Raw genomic sequence first — 15,729 nt, 5'->3', positions numbered from 1 at the left:
ACCCAGGCCCCGCACGTACCAGTCCGCGTGAAAGGAAACTGACCACCAGTGGTCGACGACAACCGTCCCGAAGGCGAGCAGCCCGAGACCCCCGAGGCCGCCGCCGCGGTCACCCTGCGGATCGAGCCGGTCGAGCTCGAGACCGAGATGCAGCGCTCGTACCTCGACTACGCGATGAGCGTCATCGTCAGCCGGGCGCTGCCCGAGGTCCGCGACGGCCTCAAGCCGGTGCACCGCCGCGTGCTGTACGCGATGTACGACGGCGGCTACCGCCCCGAGAAGGGCTACTACAAGTGCGCCCGCGTCGTCGGCGACGTCATGGGCAACTACCACCCGCACGGCGACACCTCGATCTACGACACCGTGGTCCGCCTGGCCCAGCCGTGGTCGCTGCGGATGCCGCTGGTGGACGGCAACGGCAACTTCGGCTCCCCGGGCAACGACCCGGCCGCGGCCATGCGCTACACCGAGTGCAAGATGATGCCGCTGGCCATGGAGATGATGCGCGACATCGACGAGGAGACCGTCGACTTCGCCGCCAACTACGACGGCCGCTCGCAGGAGCCCACCGTCCTGCCGGCGCGCATCCCCAACCTGCTGGTCAACGGTGCCACCGGCATCGCGGTCGGCATGGCCACCAACATCCCGCCGCACAACCTCCGCGAGGTCGCCTCCGGCGCGCTCTGGGCGCTGGAGCACCCCGAGGCCTCCAACGAGGAACTGCTGGAGGCGCTGATCGAGCGGATCAAGGGCCCGGACTTCCCGACCGGCGCCCTGATCGTGGGCCGTCGGGGCATCGAGGAGGCGTACCGCACCGGTCGCGGCTCGGTCACCATGCGCGCCGTGGTCGAGGTCGAGGAGATCCAGGGCCGCCAGTGCCTGGTGATCACCGAGCTGCCGTACCAGGTCAACCCGGACAACCTCGCCCTGAAGATCGCCGACCTGGTCAAGGACGGCAGGGTCGCCGGCATCGCCGACGTCCGCGACGAGTCCTCCTCGCGCACCGGCCAGCGCCTGGTGATCGTGCTCAAGCGCGACGCCGTCGCCAAGGTCGTGCTGAACAACCTCTACAAGCACACCGACCTGCAGACCAACTTCGGCGCCAACATGCTGGCCCTGGTCGACGGCGTGCCGCGCACGCTCTCGCTCGACGCCTTCATCCGGCACTGGGTCAACCACCAGGTCGAGGTCATCGTCCGGCGCACCACCTTCCGGCTGCGCAAGGCCGAGGAGCGCGCCCACATCCTGCGCGCGCTGCTGCGCGCCCTGGACGTGATCGACGAGGTCATCGCGCTGATCCGGGCCTCGGCGAGCGCCGACGCCGCCCGCACCGGCCTGATGGAGCTGCTCTCGATCGACGAGCTCCAGGCCAACGCCATCCTGGAGATGCAGCTGCGCCGGCTGGCCGCCCTGGAGCGCCAGCGGATCACCGACGAGCACGACGAGCTCCAGCGCAAGATCGACGAGTACAACGCGATCCTGGCCTCGCCGTCCCGTCAGCGCGGGATCATCTCCGAGGAGCTCACCGCGATCGTCGAGAAGTACGGCGACGAGCGGCGCTCCACCCTCATCCCCTCCGACGGCGACCTCTCCATCGAGGACCTCATCGCCGAGGAGGACATCGTCGTCACGATCACCCGTGGCGGCTACGTCAAGCGCACCCGCTCCGACCTCTACCGCTCGCAGAAGCGCGGCGGCAAGGGCGTGCGCGGCGCGCAGCTCAAGCAGGACGACATCGTCGACCACTTCTTCGTGACGACGACCCACAACTGGATCCTGTTCTTCACCAACAAGGGCCGGGTCTACCGCGCCAAGGGCTACGAGCTGCCGGACGCCGGGCGCGACGCCCGCGGCCAGCACGTGGCCAACCTGCTGGCCTTCCAGCCGGACGAGCACATCGCCCAGGTGATGGCCGTGCGCACCTACGAGGACAAGCCGTACCTGGTCCTCGCCACCCGGGCCGGGCTGGTGAAGAAGTCCCCGCTGAAGGACTACGACTCCCCGCGCTCCGGCGGCCTGATCGCGATCAACCTGCGCCAGGACGACGAGGGCCGGGACGACGAGCTGATCGGCGCCGAGCTGGTCTCCGCCGAGGACGACCTGCTGCTGGTCTCCAAGAAGGCGCAGTCGATCCGCTTCACCGCCACCGACGAGGCGCTGCGCTCCACCGGGCGCGCCACCTCCGGCGTCAAGGGCATGGCCTTCCGCGAGGACGACGAACTGCTCTCGATGAACGTGGTCCGTCCGGGCACCTTCGTCTTCACCGCGACCGACGGCGGCTACGCCAAGCGCACCGGTGTGGACGAGTACCGTGTCCAGGGACGCGGCGGCTACGGCACCAAGGCGGCGAAGATCGTCGAGGGCCGGGGCTCGCTGGTCGGCGCGCTCGTCGTCGACGAGAGCGACGAGATCATGGCGATCACCCTGTCCGGAGGAGTGATCCGCACGAGGGTTTCCGAGGTTCGTGAAACCGGACGTGACACCATGGGCGTCCAACTGATCAACCTGGGCAAGCGCGATGCGGTCGTGGGCATGGCCCGCAACGCGGAGGCCGAGGACGAGGAGTCGGCGGAGGACGAGGAGTCGGGCACCGGGTCCACCGAGTCCACCGAGGTGGCCGAGGGTACGGAGACGGCGCCGGGCGGCGGGACCGCCCAGGCCTGACCTCGTACCGCGTCGGCCGGTACCGTCACGTCCGTACACGACGTGGCGGTACCGGCCGCCGACCAGTTCCGGGCAATCCCGCCGGGCGCTGGATGACGAGTGACGAAGCAGGGCGGTGACGCCGTCCTGGTGGGAAGTGCGGGAGGACCAGTGAGTGGAGCCACGGGTGCTGGGGGAGGCGCCACCGGCGGCCGTCCGGGCGCAGCACAGGGCGGCGCGTACGGCGTGCCGCAGCCGCCGGCCGAGCACCCGGCCGCGTCCACCTCGCTGATGCCCCCGGTCGGCGGGGCGGGCCAGGGCGGGACGTACGGCGGACAGTCGACGCCTCCTGCGCCGGGCGCCCCGGCGCCGGGCTCGGGCGGCTTCTCACAGCCGACCACCTACGCCAAGGGGCAGCCGACCCCGCCCCGGGGCACCCGGGTCGGCGGCGGCAACACCCCGCCCGGCGGGACGCCCGCCGCGGGCGCGCGCCGTCCGGCCGCCCCGCCGGTCTCCGGCGGCGGCCTGGGCCGGACCAGGAAGGCCAGGCTGCGGGTGACCAAGGCCGACCCGTGGTCGGTCATGAAGGTCAGCTTCCTGCTGTCGCTGGCCGTCGGGATCATCATCATCGTGGCGGCCGCGGTGCTGTGGATGACGCTGGACTCGCTCGGCGTCTTCGACTCGCTCGGCAAGACCCTGAAGGACGTCACCGGTTCGGAGAACAACGGCGGCGGCCTGAACATCATGGACTACGTGGGCTTCGGCAAGGTGATGACCTTCACCTCGCTGATCGCCGTGGTCGACGTGGTGCTGCTGACCGCGCTCTCCACCCTCTCGGCGTTCATCTACAACGCGGCGGCCGGTTTCACCGGCGGCATCGAGCTCACCCTGGCCGAGGAGGACTGATCCCCGGGGCGTGACCCCGGATCAGTTCCCCTCCCCGGCACGGTCCTTCCGTCCGCGGAGGGAATCAACGGGCCCCACCGGCTGTTGCAGCCGGTGGGGCCCGTCGGCATTTCGGGTGACAGCCGCCGGGTGCGGCGTGCCGCCCGGAGGGGCCGGGGACGCGGTGGGCTTAGCTTGGTCCGCCCGTTCCGCGTCACCCGGCCGGCGCAGGCCTCCCCGGTCTCCACCGGAGGGGTCCGGGACGGCTGTTCAGGCACGGCAGGACGGAGGCGCGCGATGGCGGAGCTCGCAAGGCGGCTGGTCGAGGCCCTGGACGGGCTGCTGGGGGTCCCGGTACCGCTGCGGGTGCAGGCCTGGGACGGCAGTGTCGCGGGACCGCCGGGGGCGCCCACCGTGGTGCTGCGCAACCGCCGGGCGCTGCGCCGGCTGCTCTGGCGGCCGGGCGAGCTGGGCCTGGTCCGCGCCTATGTCTCGGGGGACCTGGAGGTCGCCCCGGGCACGGGGCTGTACGACGTGCTGCGGGCCGTCGCGCAGTTCTCCGAGCTCCCGGAGATCCGCCGGCTGCGGCTCGGCCCCGGCGACGTGCTGGGCGTCAAGGGCCGCCGGGTGGCGGGCGCGCTGCTGCGGGCCGGTGCGCTGGGCCCCGAGCCGGTGCCGCCGCCGGAGGAGGCCCCGGTGGGCCGCGGGCGGCTGCACAGCCGCGGCCGGGACCGTGCGGCCATCCACCACCACTACGACGTCGGCAACGAGTTCTACGGCCTGGTGCTCGGCCCGTCGATGGTCTATTCGTGCGCCTACTGGGAGCCCGCCGCGAAGAGCCTGGAGGCGGCGCAGGAGGCCAAGCTGGACCTCATCTGCCGCAAGCTCGGCCTGCGGCCCGGGATGCGGCTGCTGGACGTCGGCTGCGGCTGGGGCTCGCTGGTGCTGCACGCGGCCCGGCACTACGGGGTGACGGCGGTCGGCGTCTCGATCTCCGAGGAGCAGGTGGCGCTGGCCCGGCGGCGGGTCGAGGAGGCGGGCCTGGCGGACCGGGTGGAGATCCGGCTCCAGGACTACCGGGAGATCCCCGACGGCCCGTTCGACGCGATCTCCAGCGTGGGCATGGCGGAGCACGTCGGCGAGGCCCAGTACCGGGTGTACGCGGAGGGCCTGTACCGGCTGCTGGTGCCCGGCGGCCGGCTGCTCAACCACCAGATCGCCCGCCGTCCCGACCACCCCGGCGAGCCCTACCGGCCCAGCCCGTTCATCAACCGCTACGTCTTCCCGGACGGCGAACTGTCCCCGGTCGGTTCCACCGTCTCCCGGCTGGAGGAGGCGGGCTTCGAGGTGCGCGACGTCGAGTCGCTCCGCGAGCACTACGGGCTGACCCTGCGTGAGTGGGTGGCCAACCTGGAGGCGCACTGGACGGAGGCGGTCGGGCTGGCCGGGCGCGGCCGGGCGCGGGTGTGGCGGCTCTACATGGCGGCCTCGGCGCTGGCCTTCGAGGAGAACCGGATCGGGGTCAACCAGGTCCTCGCGGTGCGCACCACGGCGGAGGGCGCCGCACACCTCCCGGCGACCCGCGCGGAGTGGCTGGCGGCCCCCGGCACCGCCTCCGACCTGCCCGTCCCGGGGGGTCCGGGCGCGGGCCCGGCCGCAACGGATTTGGGGGATCGGGGATCGGTCCGCTAATCTTTCAGTGCGGCAAGGGGCTATAGCTCAGACGGTTAGAGCGCTTCCCTGATAAGGAAGAGGCCACAGGTTCAAGTCCTGTTAGCCCCACCACCGCGAAGGGCCCGGAGCGATGCTCCGGGCCCTTCGGCGTTTCCGGTGTCCGTTCCCGGAACCACGGGCCTGCGCCGGTTGTTCTACCGGTGGAGGCCGGGGCCGGTGTCCCGGCGGCGTCCGACGGTGAGGCGGTGGCGCAATGGGTCTGGTCTTCGCGATGACCATCCCCGGCCTGGTCTGCGTACTGGTGGTGCTGGCCTTCGTCGACCAGCTGGCGCTCCGGGCCAGCCGCTCGCGCCTGGTGCCCTGGCGGGGGACCGGACGGGAGGGGCAGGTCTCGGCGACCGGTTTCGAGCAGCTGCACGCGCAGTTCGCGGCCGGCAAGCAGCACCAGCTCGACGAGCGGCGGAGCACGCTGATGCTGCGCGACGAGGAGGGCGACGGGGCCCCGCCGCGCACCCGGGTGGACCTGGCGTCCGGGGTGGCGGTGGTGGTGGCGCCGTCCGGTTCGCCGTCCGGTTCCCCGTCCGCCGGGCGGAAACGGTGACGGCTCTGCGGAGGCTCTGCACCGGGCCGACCGTACGACAGGAGGTGTAACGTCAATCCTCCGGCCGGACCGGTCGGTTGGAGGCAGCGGTGGCTGGTCACGATTGGGACACCGGTGTGTATCATCGGCCGCAAGGGCAGTCCGGCATCCCGACCGCCCGTTCGTGCTCGTAACACAACCACGGACTCGTCGGCCCGATCGGAACGATCGGCGCCCGGCTGCTGAGTCCGTCAACGCAAGAAGGACGAGGTCCCGCGGTGAAGAAGCTTCTCCTGGTCGCCCTGGTCGCCCTCGGCGGCTTCTTTGTCTACCGTCAGGTCCAGGCGGACCGCGCCGAGCAGGACCTGTGGACCGAGGCCACCGACCCGGTTCCGGCCGGTCGCTGAAGCCCTCGGCGATCTGACGATCGACAGTCTTCGGAGGCGCCGCACGGCGCCTCCAGGGCCGGCCGGCCCGGTCGGGTGACCGGGTCGGCCGGAGGTTCCGGCCCCGCACGGCAGGAGTGCCGGGACGGGGCACCGGATCCGCGCCGGAACCGGGTACGCTAGTGTCCGGCGGTGCGCCTGGTGCCGCCCCGGGGCTTTAGCTCAGTTGGTAGAGCGCTGCCTTTGCAAGGCAGATGTCAGGAGTTCGAGTCTCCTAAGCTCCACAGTTCTCTCCACCGCGTGTGGACGGCGATCGGCCGCTGACCTGAATTCAGGTCAGCGGCCGATTCGCGTTCTCAGTGCGGTTTGCGCGGGTCCTGCGGCTCGGAGCGGTCCTCGGCGGGCTGGGTGGCCGGGGCGGAGCCGGTGGCGTCCGGCGAGCCGTTCACCGGGGTGTCCGGGCCGCTGTCGGCGGCGCTGTCGCTGTCGCCGCCCGGGGCGGGTGTGGCGGCCGGGCGGGCCAGTGACGGGGGCTCCACCAGCCACTCCGGGTTGCTGCGGTGCCGCCACCACTGCCAGGTGGCGATGCCGCTGCCGATCGCGATCACCCCGGCCACGGCCAGTCCGGTCGCCCAGCCGGCCCGGCGCGACCTGCGGGCGTTGCGGGCCGCCAGGTCGCTGATCTCGGCCGAGGTGACGTTGCCGCGCATGGCGGTCAGCGCGGCGGCGCCGCGGGTCTGGGCCTCGTGGGCGACCGGAACGACGGCCGCGCGGGCCTCCTCGACGGCGTGCACGACCTTGGGGGTGACCGTGCACCGCGCCTGGTCGGCGGCGCGGGAGGCGGTGTGGCGGGCGGCGAGGGCGGCCTCCTGGGTGCGGTGCAGGGCCTTCAGGGCGTTCTGCTGGGCCTCCGGCGGCAGGCTGGCGAAGGCGTGACCGACCTGGGGGGCGATGTGCCGGTCGTACTGGACGCGGACGGCCTGGGCGGCGTGTGTCGCCTGCTGCCGGGCGTTGTCCGCGAGGTTGCCGGCCGTCGCTCGGGCCGAGTCCAAACGGGTCACGAGTCTCTCCTCCTGGTGGCGTCCTTTATGCACATATCCACCTGAATGACGATCATGCATCCGGATTTGTCCGATGGCATGCCGGAATGGGCCGTACGCGGGGTGTGCTGGGCCGGTGGAGGGGGCCGGGGCGGAGGGGCCCGGGCGGGCCCGGGGCGGGCGGGGAGAGGTGAATGGGCCGTCCGGTCGCGGGTATGGCCGCAGTAGGCTGGCGGTTCCGGCGGGTCCCCGCCGGGAGCGCGCACGTGTCGTCGCAGCAAGTCGTGGCAGAAGGGGATAGCCGATGCTCCCGGACGAGCCGAGGCCGCCGATCGACCCGACCCCCGGGGCGGGCGGCGGGAGCGGGCTGTCCCGTTGCTACCGGCACCCCGAGCAGGAGACCGGCATCGGCTGCTCGCGCTGCGGCCGGCCGATCTGCCCGCAGTGCATGGTGAACGCCTCGGTGGGCTTCCACTGCCCGGAGTGCGTCAGCGCGGGCGGCCGCCAGGTCCGCCGGGCGACCACCCGCTTCGGCGGGCGCCCGGCCGAGGACGGTGCGCTGGTCACCAAGGCGCTGATCGGCATCAACCTGGTCGTCTTCGTGCTGGCCGCCTACGTGGTCACGCCCTGGCTGGCGATCGACCTCGAACTGCGCAGCTTCGCCCCCGACCCGTCCTACCCGTTCGCCAACGGTGTCGCCGAGGGCCCGGACCAGTGGTACCGGCTGCTGACCGCGGTGTTCCTGCACACCGCGCCCTGGCACATCGCCACCAACATGCTGGTGCTCTGGGTGCTGGGCCCGCAGTTGGAGACCGCCCTGGGCCGGGTCCGCTTCCTCGCGCTCTACCTGCTCTCCGGCCTGGCCGGCAGCGCCTTCGCCTTCCTGCTGGCCGGCGACGGGATGCGCTCGCTGGGCGCCTCGGGGGCGGTCTTCGGCCTGCTGGGCGCGACCGTGGTGCTCTACCGCCGGGTCCGGGCGCCGCTCGGGCCGATCATCGCGCTGCTGGTGTTCAACCTGATCGTCACGTTCTCGGTGCAGGGCATCGACTGGCGCGCGCACCTCGGCGGCCTGATCGCCGGGATGCTGACCGCGGCCGGTCTGATGTACGCCCCGCGGGCCCACCGGACGGCCGTCCAGGGGCTGACGCTGGCGGGGGTGGCCGGGCTGGTGCTGGTGATGGTGCTCGCCGGGACGGCCGCCTACGGCGGGTGATCCGCCGGCGCCGGGCCGCACGCACGGCCGTCCGAGGACCGCACGGTTGTCCACAGCGTGTGCGGACCTGTGCGCAGGCCGTGCGAACCACCGGACGCGGACGGCTGTTCTACGCGTGTCCCGCTGTACGGATCCACCGGGTGGGAGAAGGGCGCGCGGCGGTGTGGAAAGCGCCCCCGGCGCAAGTTATCCACAGGCCTGTGTGACTTTTCCCCAGTGTGGATAACCATGTGGATAAGCGCGATAAGCGGATAACCGGAGACGGTCCCGCGGCGGCCGCCCGCCGTCCGGGCGCACCACGACGCCGCCCCTGGACGAACCGTCCGGGGCGGCGGTGAAGGAGCTCAGGGCAGCAGCCCCGGCGTCACTTCCACTGGGTGGAGACGCCGAAACCCGCCGCGATGAAGCCGAAGCCCACCAGGATGTTCCAGTTCCGCCAGCTCTCCACCGGCCAGCTGCCGCTGGTCACGTAGTAGGTGACGATCCAGACCAGGCCGATCAGGAACAGCGCCAGCATCAAGGGGGCAACCCAGCCGCGGCCCGAACTGATCTTCACCGTGGCCGTGGTCGGCGGGGTGTAGTCGGACTTCTTGCGGAGTCGAGACTTCGGCACGAGGAGCTCTCCTGTCGATGCGCTGTGACCGCGCAGGGGTTCACGGGGGTGTGGCGGCGTCCGTTAGCGTAGTGGTTCGGCGGGTCCGAAGGAGATAAGGGTACGGTGCCTAATTTGTCGATTCCCCCTCGGCCTGCTCCCATCCGCGCCTCCGGCACCCGAATTGTCGGACGTGCCCTGACCTGCGCCGTCTTCGCGCTCGCCGGACTGCTTTTCTACATCAGCGCGCAGACCGCGCGCGGCACCGACCTGCGCACCGACAACTCGCTGCTCAGCCTCTCCGACGTGATACGGCAGCGCAGCGCGCAGAACCAGCAGTCCCAGGCCCAGCTCGCCGACCTCCAGGAGCGGGCCCAGCGGCTCACCGACCAGCAGGGGAGCCCGGCCGACGCCGCGCAGCTCACCGCCCTGGAGCAGGCCGCCGCCCTGGATCCGCTCCAGGGGCCCGGCCTGACCGTCACCCTCAACGACGCCCCGCCGAACGCGACCGCGCGCATCCCCGGGGTGCGCGAGCCGGACGTCAACGACCTGGTCATCCACCAGCAGGACATCCAGGCCGTGGTCAACGCGCTCTGGCGCGGCGGCGCCGAGGGCGTGCAGGTGATGGACCAGCGGCTGATCTCCACCAGCGCCGTCCGCTGCGTCGGCAACACCCTGCTGCTCCAGGGCCGGGTCTACTCGCCGCCGTACGTGGTCAAGGCGGTCGGCCGCACCGACGCGCTGCGCGCCTCGGTGGAGTCCGACCCGACGATCCGCAACTACCTGCAGTACGTACAGGCGTACGGACTGGGCTGGAAGGTGCAGGAGAGCGGCGACCTCGCACTGCCCGGCTACTCGGGAACGGCGGACCTGCGCGCGGCGACCGGCCAGCAGTAGAGGGGCGGCACGGGCCTGGCCGTCACGGGACGGGGTCTAGTCTTGACCCCAGTCCGCTACGACGAGGGAGCACCATGTACGGCTGGATCTGGCGACACCTGCCGGGGAACACCCTGGTCAAGGCCGTGATCTCGGTGCTCCTCGTGCTGGGGATCGTCTACCTCCTCTTCACCTACGTCTTCCCCTGGGCGGAACCGCTGCTCCCCTTCGGCGACGTCACAGTGGACGGAGAAGGCGACGGCGCCGTCGGCTGATCCGGCGGCACCGCTCCCCGCCCCAGTCCCCGCACCCCCCGGAGAACGCGCCCCCATGACCTCCCGGCCGACCCCGCCCCGCATCCTGGTCGTCGACAACTACGACAGCTTCGTCTTCAACCTGGTCCAGTACCTCTACCAGCTCGGCGCCACCTGCGAGGTGGTCCGCAACGACGAGGTGACCGTCGAGCACGCGGTGCGCCGTGACGGCGGCCGCGGCTTCGACGGGGTGCTGCTCTCCCCCGGCCCCGGCGCGCCCGAGGAGGCCGGGGTCTGCATCGAGATGGTGCACCACTGCGCCCGGGCCGGACTGCCGGTGTTCGGCGTCTGCCTGGGACTTCAGTCGATCGCGGTGGCCTACGGCGCCGTGGTCGGCCGGGCGCCCGAGCTGCTGCACGGCAAGACCTCGCCGGTCGAGCACGAGGACGGCGGCGTGTTCGCCGGCCTGCCCTCGCCGCTCACCGCGACCCGCTACCACTCGCTGGCGGTCGACCCCGCGACCGTGCCGGACGAGCTGGTGGTCACCGCGCGCACCGCGAGCGGCGTGATCATGGGGTTGCGCCACCGCGACCTCGCGGTGGAGGGCGTGCAGTTCCACCCGGAGTCGGTGCTCACCGAGGGCGGCCACCGGATGCTCGCCAACTGGCTGGCCGAGTGCGGCGATGCCGCGGCCGTCGACCGGTCGGCCGGGCTCGCCCCGGTGATCGGCCGGGGCTGAGGGGCGTGACCGCGGTGCGTCCGGAGGGGCGCCACCAGCCGGAGGCGGACCCGCAGGACGGCGGCGCGTACCAGGGCGGCGGGCCGTACCGGCAGCAGTACCCCCAGGGCGCGTACGCGCAGGCGCCGGACCCGTACCAGCAGGGCCAGTACCAGCAGGGCCACCAGCAGGGGCAGTACGGCCAGGGCCAGTACCCGGCCGGGCCGTACCAGCAGGACGCCCATGGGCAGGGCGGGTACGGCGGGCAGCAGTACCCGCCGGGGCCGTACCAGCAGGGCCAGTACCAGGGCTACGACCCGTACCAGGAGCAGCAGCTGCGGCGGGGCGGCCACATCCCCGCCCAGCCGGGCCCGGACCAGGGCGGCTGGGCGGCCCAGAACGGCGCCGAGGACGGCTGGTCCGTCTACGAGCAGGCCGCGCCCCCGGTGGCGCCCCAGCGGGCGGAGGAGACGCTCCGCCTGCACCTGGAGAGCCCGGAGGCGTCCGGGACGGCGCAGGCGGTGCTGGCCGCCGCCGAGACGGTCACCATGGACGTGGTGGACGCCGTGGATGCGGGGGCCGGCGAGTCCGACCCGCCGGCGCCCGGCGGGCGGGCCGAGCGCCGCAAGGCCGCGCAGGGGCGCGGACGGCGCCGCGCGGGCGGCCGGAGCGCCGCCGCGGAGCGGCCCCGGCCGAAGGAGTCGGTGGCGGTGGTCTTCGCCCGCTTCCTCGGCGAGCTGTGCATCACCCTCGGCCTGGTGATGCTGCTCTTCGTCTCGTACCAGCTCTGGTGGACCAATGTGCAGGCCGACGCGGCCGCCGACGGGGCCCGCAGCCAGCTGGAGGAGCAGTTCGACGCGGCCGTCCCGGCCCCGGCGGCGGGACAGCCGGCGCCGGACCCGGCCAAACCGGAGACCTTCGAGCCCGGCAAGGGCTTCGCGATCATCCACATGCCGAAGCTCGGCCAGAAGTTCCCGATCGCCGAGGGCACCGCCAAGGGGTCGGTGCTCGACAAGGGCCTGGTGGGGCACTACACCGGGACCGGGATGCCGGCCGACAAGGCGGGCAACTTCGCGCTGGCCGCGCACCGCAACACCCACGGCGAGCCGTTCCGGCGGATCAACCAGCTCGGCAAGGGCGACAAGATCGTGGTGGAGACCGCGAGCGCGTTCTACACCTACGAGGTCACCGGCGGCATCCCGGAGACCCCGCCGTCCAATGTGAGCGTGATCAAGCCGGTGCCGAACGGCGCCGGGTACAGCGGCGCGGGCCGGTACATCACGCTGACCACGTGCACGCCGGAGTTCAGTTCGAAGTACCGGCTGATCGTCTTTGGCAAGATGATCGAGGAACGGCCGCGCAGCCAGGGCAAGCCGGCCGCCCTCACGGGAGGCTGACCGCGAGCGGGCGAGTAGCAAGGGGAGAGACGTGACGCAGGAGACCGAAGCGGTGGCCGAGGAGGCCTTCCCGTCCGGGCCGCGCTCCGGGCCGCGGCCCGTCGGCGGTCACGCGCGGCGGCGCGGGCGCGGACGGGCGCTGGCCGTGCTGGGGGTCTTCGGCGAGCTGCTGATCACCATCGGACTGGTGCTCGGCCTGTTCGTCACCTACTCGCTCTGGTGGACCGACGTGCTGGCGGACCGCTCCGCCGCCGCGGCCTCCGACCGACTGCGCGATTCCTGGGCGGCCGGCGGCCCGGCCGGCCTCCCGCCGGGCTCCGCCGCCACCCCGGGCGCCGCGGCCGCCACCGACGGCCCGGCCGTCCTGGCCGACCCGAACGCTCCCGACGCCGCCGACGGTGCGGCCTCCGGCGACGGCCCGGCGGTCGGCGCGGGCGGTTCCGGGGCGTCCGCCGCGACGGGCACGGGGATCGGCTTCCTGCACGTCCCGGCGATGGGCCGGGGCTACCAGGTGCTGATCCGGATGGGCACCGACACGGACACCCTGGCCGACGGCGTCGCCGGGGTCTACGAGCAGCCGTACCGCGCGGCGATGCCCTGGGACGCCTCCGGCAACTTCGCGCTGGCCGCCCACCGGGACGGGCACGGGGCGAAGTTCCACAACCTGGACGCCCTGCGCAAGGGCGACCCGATCGTCGTCGAGACCCGGGACAAGTGGTACGTCTACCGGGTCGACAACACCCTGGCGGAGACCTCCAAGTACGACACCGGCATCGTCGCCCCGGTGCCGAGGGGCTCCGGCTACACCGAGCCCGGCCGGTACATCACCCTGACCACCTGCACCCCGGTCTACACCTCGCGCTACCGGATGGCGGTCTGGGGGAGCCTGGTGCGGGTGGACGACATGGACGCCAGGCGCACCCCGCCCGCCGAGCTGAAGCGCGGCTGAGACCCGCCGCTCCCGGCCCGCCGGGGAAGTCCGTCCCACGGGGGAAGCCACGCCGGAACGCGCGAGGGCCCGTCGACATCGTGTCGACGGGCCCTCGCGTTGCCGGGGAACGACTCAACCTGCCGGTCCTGGACCGAACTGCTCAGAGCCAGGGGAACCAGGGCTTAGTTGTTGCCGTTGGGTCCCCCTTTGGTGTTCGTGGGGTTGGGGTTGGGAATCCCGGGGATTCCGGGAAGTGTGGGGGTGTCGTTCCCTTTGGGCGGCTCCACCGGCTTGGTCATCAGCCCGACGGAGGTGTTCGGGTCCACCTGGGTCCCGGCCGGCGGGTTCGACACGGTGACGATCGCGTTCGGGTCCTGCGGGCCGGAGACGACGCTGTACTGCAGGCCCATGCCCAGCAGGGTCTTGGTGGCCTTCTCGAGCGACTGGTTGACCAGCGGCGGGACGGTGATCTTGTCCGGCGCCTTGTAGATGGTCAGGGTGATCTTGGTGTTGGCCGGCTGCTTGCCGCCCGCCGGGTTCTGCGAGGCGACCGTGTTGACCTTGGCCGGGTCGGTGGTCTGCGCCGTCTTCGAGGCGTCCACCTGGAAGCCCGCGCCCTCCAGCGCGGCCTGCGCGGCCTCCTTCTGCTGGCCGACCACGCTCGGCACGTTGATCTTGGCCTTGCCCTGCGAGACGGTCAGCTTGACCGGGGCGGACGGGTCCGCGCCGCCGGAGGCCGGGTCCTGCGAGACGACCTGGTCCAGCGGGACGTTGTCGTCGTCCTTGTAGTCGGTCGTGACGTTGGCGAAGCCGGCGTCCGCGAGGGCCTTGATGGCCTGGTCCTTGGTCTTGCCGACCACGCTCGGCACGGGGGTCTTGGCCGGGCCGGAGGACAGCTGCACGGTGATCGTGGCGGCCTCGGCCACCTGGGTGCCGACCGCGGGGTTCTGCGTGCAGACCTGGTCCTTCTTGACGTTGGTGTCCGGGCAGGCGATCTTCTCGCCCTCGGCGACCACCAGCTTGGGACCGGCCTGGGCGAGGATCGTCTTGGCCTCGGCCAGGGTCCTGCCGACCAGGTTGGGCGCCGAGACCTGCGGGGCGTCCTTCTTGCCGTCGTCCTTCTTGTTGCCGAACATCGCCTGGGCGACGAAGAAGGTGCCGACCAGGACCAGCACGGCGGCGACCGCCAGCAGGATCCAGGAGGTGTTGCTCTTCTTCGGCGGCTCCTCGGCCCGCCGGCCGCCGCGGCCGTAGCCGTCGTCGTAGCCGTCGTTGCCGCCGCCCGGGGCGCCGGCGTAGGTCTGGCCGTAGCCGTCGTCGTAGCCGCCGGCCTGGGACTGGGCGGGGTAGCCGGCCGGGGCGGCCTGCGGCAGCACGGTGGTCGGTCCGCCGGGCGCCTGCTGCGGCAGCACGTTCGTCTGGCCGTACGGGTCGTGCTGCTGCGGGTAGCCGTTCTGGTCGTAGCCGTACCCGGCGGCGCCCATGCCGTACGCGGCCTGCTGGGCGGCGGCCACCGGCAGGCCGTCGAGGAAGCGCTCGATGTCGTCGCGCATCTCGTCGGCGCTCTGGTAGCGGTAGTCGCGGTCCTTGGCGAGCGCCTTCAGCACGATCGCGTCGACCTCGGGGCGGACCTCGGGGTCGAAGACGGACGGCGGCTGGGCCTCCTCCCGCACGTGCTGGTAGGCGACCGCCACGGGGGAGTCGCCGACGAACGGCGGGCGGACGGTGAGCAGCTCGTAGAGCAGGCAGCCGGTGGAGTAGAGGTCGGAGCGGGCGTCCACCTGCTCGCCCTTGGCCTGCTCCGGGGAGAGGTACTGGGCGGTGCCGATGACGGCGGAGGTCTGCGTCATCGTCATGCCGGCGTCGCCCATCGCGCGGGCGATGCCGAAGTCCATCACCTTGACGTTGCCCTGCCGGGTGAGCATGACGTTGGCGGGCTTGATGTCGCGGTGCACGATGCCGGCCCGGTGCGAGTACTCCAGGGCCTGGAGGATGCCGATGGTCATCTCCAGCGCCCGCTCCGGCAGCAGCCGGCGGCCGGAGTGCAGCAGCTCGCGCAGCGTGGAGCCCTCGACGTACTCCATCACGATGTACGGGATGGAGATGCCGTCGATGTAGTCCTCGCCGGTGTCGTACACGGCGACGATCGCGGGGTGGTTCAGTGACGCCGCGGACTGTGCCTCGCGGCGGAAGCGGGCCTGGAACGACGGATCACGGGCCATGTCGGCCCGGAGCGTCTTCACGGCGACGGAGCGGCCGAGCCGGGTGTCATGGGCGAGGTACACCTCGGCCATGCCGCCGCGTCCGAGGACGCCGCCGAGCTCGTACCTGCCGCCGAGGCGACGAGGCTCTTCCATAGTTCCGACCCTCTCCCTCACCCGCCGGTGAGGTTGTGACGTAGGTGTCCCCGCACGCTCCGTGTGACGCCGTCCGGGACCCGGATGGTTCTGTTTTCAGGACCGCCCGGCACCGCGCGGACGGCAACGGGTACACCCGTTGCTGCGGATACGCTACCGGTCGGACCGCGCGGGACCCGAGTC

14 protein-coding genes and 2 tRNA genes are annotated in these 15,729 nt (G+C 72.4%); 13 read left to right on the top strand and 3 right to left on the bottom strand.

Translation table 11 applies throughout. From position 1 onward, the window contains the following. Nucleotides 1-48 precede the first annotated feature (48 nt). From gyrA to ACFZBX_RS05640, 7 genes are all read left to right on the top strand, one after another. Complete coding sequence (gene gyrA / locus ACFZBX_RS05670) at nucleotides 49-2,664, top strand: DNA gyrase subunit A (RefSeq protein ID WP_391531679.1); 2,616 nt, start codon at nucleotides 49-51, stop codon at nucleotides 2,662-2,664. Nucleotides 2,665-2,814: 150 nt separating this feature from the next. Continuing rightward, entirely contained in the window at nucleotides 2,815-3,549 is a 735-nt protein-coding gene (locus ACFZBX_RS05665) for a DUF3566 domain-containing protein (protein ID WP_391531678.1), read from the top strand. Between the two features lie 276 nt (nucleotides 3,550-3,825). Further along, a complete protein-coding gene (locus ACFZBX_RS05660) occupies nucleotides 3,826-5,220 on the top strand; it encodes a class I SAM-dependent methyltransferase (RefSeq protein WP_391531677.1) in 1,395 nt (464 codons plus the stop codon). A gap of 16 nt (nucleotides 5,221-5,236) precedes the next feature. After that, nucleotides 5,237-5,313, top strand: a tRNA-Ile gene (locus tag ACFZBX_RS05655). Between the two features lie 142 nt (nucleotides 5,314-5,455). Beyond that, nucleotides 5,456-5,803 (top strand): DUF6191 domain-containing protein, encoded by a 348-nt coding sequence (locus ACFZBX_RS05650; protein WP_391531676.1) that lies wholly within the window; start codon nucleotides 5,456-5,458, stop codon nucleotides 5,801-5,803. Nucleotides 5,804-6,060: 257 nt separating this feature from the next. Next, nucleotides 6,061-6,189, top strand: coding sequence for a DLW-39 family protein (locus tag ACFZBX_RS05645; RefSeq protein ID WP_014137031.1), 129 nt, complete (start codon nucleotides 6,061-6,063; stop codon nucleotides 6,187-6,189). A gap of 190 nt (nucleotides 6,190-6,379) precedes the next feature. Beyond that, a tRNA-Ala gene (locus ACFZBX_RS05640) sits at nucleotides 6,380-6,452 on the top strand. Nucleotides 6,453-6,524: 72 nt separating this feature from the next. Here the strand turns inward: ACFZBX_RS05640 and ACFZBX_RS05635 are convergent. Continuing rightward, complete coding sequence (locus tag ACFZBX_RS05635; RefSeq protein WP_391531675.1) at nucleotides 6,525-7,229, bottom strand: DUF5324 family protein; 705 nt, start codon at nucleotides 7,227-7,229, stop codon at nucleotides 6,525-6,527. 283 nt (nucleotides 7,230-7,512) lie between these two features. On the opposite strand from ACFZBX_RS05635, the gene ACFZBX_RS05630 reads away from it, so the two are divergent. Next, nucleotides 7,513-8,421: a rhomboid family intramembrane serine protease gene (locus ACFZBX_RS05630; RefSeq protein ID WP_391531674.1), complete on the top strand. Its 909-nt coding sequence runs from the start codon at nucleotides 7,513-7,515 to the stop codon at nucleotides 8,419-8,421. A 364-nt stretch (nucleotides 8,422-8,785) separates the two neighbouring features. Here the strand turns inward: ACFZBX_RS05630 and crgA are convergent, their stop codons facing one another. Further along, a complete protein-coding gene (gene crgA / locus ACFZBX_RS05625) occupies nucleotides 8,786-9,034 on the bottom strand; it encodes a cell division protein CrgA (protein ID WP_030392407.1) in 249 nt (82 codons plus the stop codon). A gap of 114 nt (nucleotides 9,035-9,148) precedes the next feature. Between crgA and ACFZBX_RS05620 the strand changes: the two genes are divergently transcribed. The 5 genes from ACFZBX_RS05620 (at nucleotide 9,149) to ACFZBX_RS05600 (ending at nucleotide 13,207) form a co-directional block, all read left to right on the top strand. After that, nucleotides 9,149-9,910, top strand: a complete 762-nt coding sequence (locus ACFZBX_RS05620; RefSeq protein ID WP_391531673.1) for a DUF881 domain-containing protein — start codon at nucleotides 9,149-9,151, stop codon at nucleotides 9,908-9,910. A gap of 74 nt (nucleotides 9,911-9,984) precedes the next feature. Beyond that, nucleotides 9,985-10,164: a hypothetical protein gene (locus ACFZBX_RS05615; RefSeq protein WP_391531672.1), complete on the top strand. Its 180-nt coding sequence runs from the start codon at nucleotides 9,985-9,987 to the stop codon at nucleotides 10,162-10,164. A 55-nt stretch (nucleotides 10,165-10,219) separates the two neighbouring features. Continuing rightward, nucleotides 10,220-10,882 carry an aminodeoxychorismate/anthranilate synthase component II gene (locus ACFZBX_RS05610; protein ID WP_391531671.1) on the top strand — a complete coding sequence of 221 codons (663 nt, stop codon included), beginning with the start codon at nucleotides 10,220-10,222 and terminating at the stop codon, nucleotides 10,880-10,882. 5 nt (nucleotides 10,883-10,887) lie between these two features. Further along, nucleotides 10,888-12,258 (top strand): class E sortase, encoded by a 1,371-nt coding sequence (locus ACFZBX_RS05605; RefSeq protein ID WP_391531670.1) that lies wholly within the window; start codon nucleotides 10,888-10,890, stop codon nucleotides 12,256-12,258. A 31-nt stretch (nucleotides 12,259-12,289) separates the two neighbouring features. Further along, a complete protein-coding gene (locus tag ACFZBX_RS05600; RefSeq protein WP_391531669.1) occupies nucleotides 12,290-13,207 on the top strand; it encodes a class E sortase in 918 nt (305 codons plus the stop codon). A gap of 164 nt (nucleotides 13,208-13,371) precedes the next feature. On the opposite strand, the gene pknB is transcribed toward ACFZBX_RS05600, so the two are convergent. After that, a complete protein-coding gene (pknB, locus tag ACFZBX_RS05595) occupies nucleotides 13,372-15,546 on the bottom strand; it encodes a Stk1 family PASTA domain-containing Ser/Thr kinase (protein WP_391531668.1) in 2,175 nt (724 codons plus the stop codon). Between the last annotated feature and the right edge of the window lie 183 nt (nucleotides 15,547-15,729).

The organism is Kitasatospora sp. NPDC008115 (assembly GCF_042957205.1).
Taxonomy (GTDB): domain Bacteria; phylum Actinomycetota; class Actinomycetes; order Streptomycetales; family Streptomycetaceae; genus Kitasatospora.
The sequence above is the reverse complement of the archived record's forward strand: the minus strand, read 5'-3'. Positions and strand labels throughout refer to the sequence as shown.

Bases quoted from the DNA above. Each gene is read 5' to 3' on its own strand.
- ACFZBX_RS05660 (WP_391531677.1), top strand. From the start codon at position 3,826: ATGGCGGAGCTCGCAAGGCGGCTGGTCGAGGCCCTGGACGGGCTGCTG.
- ACFZBX_RS05650 (WP_391531676.1), top strand. From the start codon at position 5,456: ATGGGTCTGGTCTTCGCGATGACCATCCCCGGCCTGGTCTGCGTACTG.
- ACFZBX_RS05630 (WP_391531674.1), top strand. From the start codon at position 7,513: ATGCTCCCGGACGAGCCGAGGCCGCCGATCGACCCGACCCCCGGGGCG.
- ACFZBX_RS05615 (WP_391531672.1), top strand. From the start codon at position 9,985: ATGTACGGCTGGATCTGGCGACACCTGCCGGGGAACACCCTGGTCAAG.
- ACFZBX_RS05610 (WP_391531671.1), top strand. From the start codon at position 10,220: ATGACCTCCCGGCCGACCCCGCCCCGCATCCTGGTCGTCGACAACTAC.
- pknB (WP_391531668.1), bottom strand. From the start codon at position 15,546: ATGGAAGAGCCTCGTCGCCTCGGCGGCAGGTACGAGCTCGGCGGCGTC.